Consider the following 4,545-nt stretch of genomic DNA (forward strand, 5'->3'; position numbering starts at 1 on the left):
TAAGGCGCGCAGCCGGTCGAGCTCTTCTTCTTCGCACAACTCCTCGGCGCCGACCGTCTCGTCGAAAGCGGTGGTGAAGACCTTGTAGTCGATCTCTTTCGGCAGATTGGTGAAGGGATTGTCGTTGCGGCGCGCTTCGCCGGGTGTTTCGGCATCGGCGTCGTCATCGTCGGACAGATCGTCGGCGGTGGCGTCGGAGGCTTCCGTCTCGGCCGACTGTTCGTCATCGGCGGAAGCTTCGGCATCCTCGGACTGCGACTGCTCGGAGCCGGAATCCTCTTCGCCGCCCTCCTCGCTCTGCTCCTCGCCTTGCGGCTGGTTGTCATCATTGTCCTCGGAATCTTCCGTCTCCTGGTCGTCGCCGAGTTCCTCGGCCATTTCCATGGAGGCCAGCATCTCGCGCACGACCCGGGCGAACGCCTGCTGGTCGCCGAGCTTGGCCGACAATCCGTCGAGGTCGGCCTTGGCCTTCTCCTCGACCCAGGGGCGCCAAAGTTCGACCAGCCGCTCGCCGCTTTTCGGGATCGGACGGCCGGTCAGCTTCTCGCGCACCATCAGGGCAAGAGCTTCCTCGATCGGCGCGTCGGCCTTGTCCTTGATGTCGACGAGGTTGGCCTTGGCGTATTTGTCCTCCAGCATCGAGCCGATATTGTCGGCGACGCCCTGCATGGCGCGTGAGCCTATCGCCTCGACGCGGGCCTGCTCGACCGCGTCATAGATGGCGCGGGCCGCCTTGCCTTCCGGCGCCAGCTTGGTGTGGATGCGCACATCATGGCAGGCGCGCTTCAGCGCCATGGAATCGCCGAGGCCGCGGGTGATCGCGATATCGGTCTTCGATGCCTTCTTGGGCAGCTCCGGCAAGCGCGCGCGGCTGCCGGCGAGCGCCGGCCGGTCCTTGGCGAAACCGACTTCCAGTTCCTTGTCGCCGGCAATGGCGCGCATGCAGACGGTGACGGCACGCTTGAAGCTGTCGGCTTCAGAGCCCGTCTTCGACTTGTTGCGCGTGTTGTCGCCCGGACCCGCCATCATCTATCTCTATTGTACCGCTGGCCGCTGGCCAAGCTGAGTGCGCAGGAGGCCGATAATCTCTTCGACCGAGATCGTAAAATAGCCGCCTTTCCCACTGTCATATGCCTGTCTCCAATGACTGTATCCGTGGTCAAACCCGTCGGGAATTGGACGAACACCCTCAAGTTCAACCAGACTTTCTCTCAGTACGTCAGCCGCTACAGGGAGGTGAGGGATTGTTTGCAGCTGCTTTCCGTCATTAGGTATCGGCGCGTCAGAGACTGAGATCGATACGATCGGCTGACTTTCGCCTTCCAGATAATCGACAGCGCCTATGATCACACGCGAGGATACTGGTGTCGCGCCGTGATACGTCCAAGTCTGCCCAGGTTTGAGTGGTTGGTTCTGGGCCATGGCTGCCTGACTGAGACCAAAGCAGAGGAATACAAGACTCCATAGGAACGTCCGGTGGGTCGTTCCCATGGAGCGGTCTTAGCCCAGCACCACGTTGGCGGCGCTCTCGGGCAGATCCTCGCCGAAGGCGCGCTGGTAGAACTCGGCCACCACCGAGCGCTCCAGTTCGTCGCACTTGTTGAGGAAGGTCAGCCGGAACGCCATGCCGATATTGCCGAATATCTCGGCATTCTCTGCCCAGGTGATCACCGTGCGCGGGCTCATCACGGTCGACAGATCGCCGTTGATGAAGGCCGAGCGCGTCATGTCGGCGACGCGCACCATCTTGTTGACGATGTCCTTGCCCTTGCCGTCGCGATAGTGCTTGGCCTTGGCCAGCACGATGGCGACTTCATTGTCGTGCGGCAAATAATTCAGCGTGGTGACGATCGACCAGCGGTCCATCTGGGCCTGGTTGATCTGCTGGGTGCCGTGATAGAGGCCGGTGGTGTCGCCCAGGCCGACCGTGTTGGCGGTCGAAAACAGCCGGAAGGCCGGATGCGGGCGGATAACCCGGCTCTGGTCGAGCAGCGTCAGCCGGCCTGACGATTCCAGCACGCGCTGGATGACGAACATCACATCCGGACGGCCGGCATCATACTCGTCGAAGCACAGCGCGACATTGTGCTGGTAGGCCCAGGGCAGGATGCCGTCGCGGAATTCGGTGATCTGCAACCCGTCCTTGACCACGATCGCGTCCTTGCCGACGAGATCGATACGGCTGACATGGCTGTCGAGGTTGACGCGCACGCAGGGCCAGTTGAGGCGGGCGGCTACCTGTTCGATATGGGTCGACTTGCCGGTACCGTGATAGCCCGACACCATGACGCGGCGGTTGTAGGCAAAGCCCGCAAGGATCGCCATCGTCGTGTTCTTGTCGAACAGATAGTCCGGGTCGATGTCGGGCACATGCTCCGATGTCACCGAATAGGCCGGCACCACCATCTTGGATTCGAAGCCGAATTTCTCCTTCACCGACACCGTCGTGTCGGGCAGGTTGGCGATGTCGCGATCGACCTTGTTCATATCTCTCAACGTCTCCACGGGCGAAACGTCTGATTTCGCCGGCAATCGATTTTGTCCGGGGGCGGTCTTAAAGCCTTTTCCAACCTTATGAAAGTTGGAAAACGACACGAACCGTATGGTCGCTCAGCACAGGCCCGCCTGTTTGAGCACGCGATAGGCTTGCAGCACATCGCGGAACCGGTCTTCCGAACCTCTGTCGCCACCATTCGCATCCGGATGGTGTAGTTTCACCAGTTCCTTATAGCGCGCCTTGATCTCCTTGCCAGTCGCCTTTGTATCAAGACCAAGCGTTTCCAGCGCCTTGGCCTCAAGCGGCTTGGCCTTGCGCTCGCGCGCCTCGCGCGGATCCTTGGGTCCCTTGAACAGGTCGAACGGGTCGCGCATGCGGTTATAGTAGCCGGCGCGGCCGGAGCGCATCTGGGCCATATCGGGCGACGACCGGGTCGAGGCCCCGTTGGCGCCCATCTTCCAGGTCGGCCGGTGCCCGGTCATGGCTTCCTTCTGGAAGCGCGCGACCTCGGTGTCCGGCACGCCGGAAAAGTAGTTGAAGCCCTTGTTGTACTCGCGCACATGATCGAAGCAGAAGTGGAAATACTCACCCTCCTTCATGCGCCCGACCGGCGCACGATGGGTGCCCGCTTCCTTGCAGCCGTCCCACTGGCAGATCGGCGAGTGCGACTTCAGCTCCGCGTCCTTGTCGGGACGGACGCGAATCTTCTCGAAATATTTGGGGTACGGCTTCATCTTACCCATTTATGGGGCGTTCGCAGATGCGAAACAAGAATTGACATTTTCGCGATCATCGCCCTAACCGCTGAATCGCGGCATAAAGCAGGCGAATGGCGGATTTTGTTGCGCGGCGGCGGCCCCTCGCGAAACCGATTTTCGGTTTCCAGGCCGAGACGCCAACGATATGTGGTGAAGGGAGATGGCGATGTCCATACAGGCGACCATGGAAGACAAGCTCAACAAGGCATTTTCGCCGGACAGGCTGGTTATCATCAACGAGAGCCATCTCCATGCCGGCCACCACCATCACGGCTCCGACCATCACGGCACTTACGACGGCACCGGCGAGACGCATTTTCGCGTCCGCGTCGTCGCTTCCGCCTTTGCCAGCATGAGCCGCATCGACCGTCACCGCGCCGTCAACGAACTGCTTGCCGACGAACTGAAGGCCGGCGTGCATGCGCTGGCGATCGAACCCGCGGCTCCCGGCGAAAAGACCCGCTGGTAGGTCGCTTCCCCGCGCTCAGAGCACCGCTTCGATGAGGAACGGCCCGCGCCGTGACAGCGCACTGTCCAGCAACGCGTCGAAGCGCTCGCACGTATCGGCGCGAGCCGCCTCCACGCCCATGCCTTTGGCCAGCGATACCCAGTCGAGCGAGGGATGGTCGAGGTCGAGCATGCGCCTGGCGTTCTCGCCGATGGCGCCGACGCCGACATTCTTCATCTCGCCATGCAGGATCGCATAGGTTCGGTTGGAAAACACGATCGTCACCACGTCGAGCTTTTCCCGCGCCTGCGTCCACAATCCCTGCACCGTGTACATGCCGCTGCCGTCGGCTTCGAGATTGACCACCTTGCGGTCGGGACAGGCGATTGCCGCCCCGGTCGCCATCGGGATGCCGCCACCGATCGATCCGCCCGTGCCCATCATGTAGTCGTGCGGCGCGGCAAAGGCCGACAGCGCGAAGAAACGCCTGGCCGAGGTGACCGCTTCATCGCAGACGATCGCATCGGCCGGCAGTTTGCGCGCCACCGAAAGTGCGACGGCATCTTCCGTCAGCTTGCCGTTCGGCGTTGCCTCGTCGGGAAAAGCGGCCGCCAGCACCTTGTGTCGCGACGGCTTGATGCCAAGTTCGTCGCGAAGCGCCTCCAGCGCCGCATGCAGATCGTCGCCATGGGCGGCCAATGTCAGCACCTCGCAGCCTTCCCGGACAAGCCGTCCCGGTTTTCCCGGATAGGCGAAGAAGGCAACCGGCTCCTTTGCGCCGACCAGGATCAGAACATCGACGTCGCTCAGCACAGCCATCGCCGCATCGACCGGATAGGGGA

Annotated in this window: 4 protein-coding genes and 1 pseudogene; 1 reads left to right on the top strand and 4 read right to left on the bottom strand. The window is 62.0% G+C overall.

What is annotated here, in order from left to right; genetic code table 11:
• The 3 genes and pseudogenes from ENZ74_RS22780 to ENZ74_RS22795 form a co-directional block, all read right to left on the bottom strand.
• A pseudogene (locus ENZ74_RS22780) lies at positions 1–1,026 on the bottom strand (cobaltochelatase subunit CobT); the annotation flags it as partial.
• Between the two features lie 474 nt (positions 1,027–1,500).
• Positions 1,501–2,487 carry a cobaltochelatase subunit CobS gene (cobS, locus tag ENZ74_RS22790; RefSeq protein ID WP_013529367.1) on the bottom strand — a complete coding sequence of 329 codons (987 nt, stop codon included), beginning with the start codon at positions 2,485–2,487 and terminating at the stop codon, positions 1,501–1,503.
• A 123-nt stretch (positions 2,488–2,610) separates the two neighbouring features.
• Positions 2,611–3,240, bottom strand: a complete 630-nt coding sequence (locus ENZ74_RS22795; protein ID WP_013529366.1) for a J domain-containing protein — start codon at positions 3,238–3,240, stop codon at positions 2,611–2,613.
• 181 nt (positions 3,241–3,421) lie between these two features.
• Here ENZ74_RS22795 and ENZ74_RS22800 point away from each other — a divergent pair, with 181 nt between their 5' ends.
• Positions 3,422–3,724, top strand: coding sequence for a BolA family transcriptional regulator (locus ENZ74_RS22800; RefSeq protein ID WP_063169109.1), 303 nt, complete (start codon positions 3,422–3,424; stop codon positions 3,722–3,724).
• A 15-nt stretch (positions 3,725–3,739) separates the two neighbouring features.
• Here the strand turns inward: ENZ74_RS22800 and ENZ74_RS22805 are convergent.
• Positions 3,740–4,545, bottom strand: an 806-nt coding sequence (locus tag ENZ74_RS22805; RefSeq protein WP_127313000.1) for an acetolactate synthase large subunit, incomplete at its 5' end; no start/stop codon positions are given.

Source organism: Mesorhizobium sp. M7A.F.Ca.CA.002.15.2.1 (assembly GCF_003998715.1).
Lineage (GTDB): Bacteria > Pseudomonadota > Alphaproteobacteria > Rhizobiales > Rhizobiaceae > Mesorhizobium > Mesorhizobium ciceri.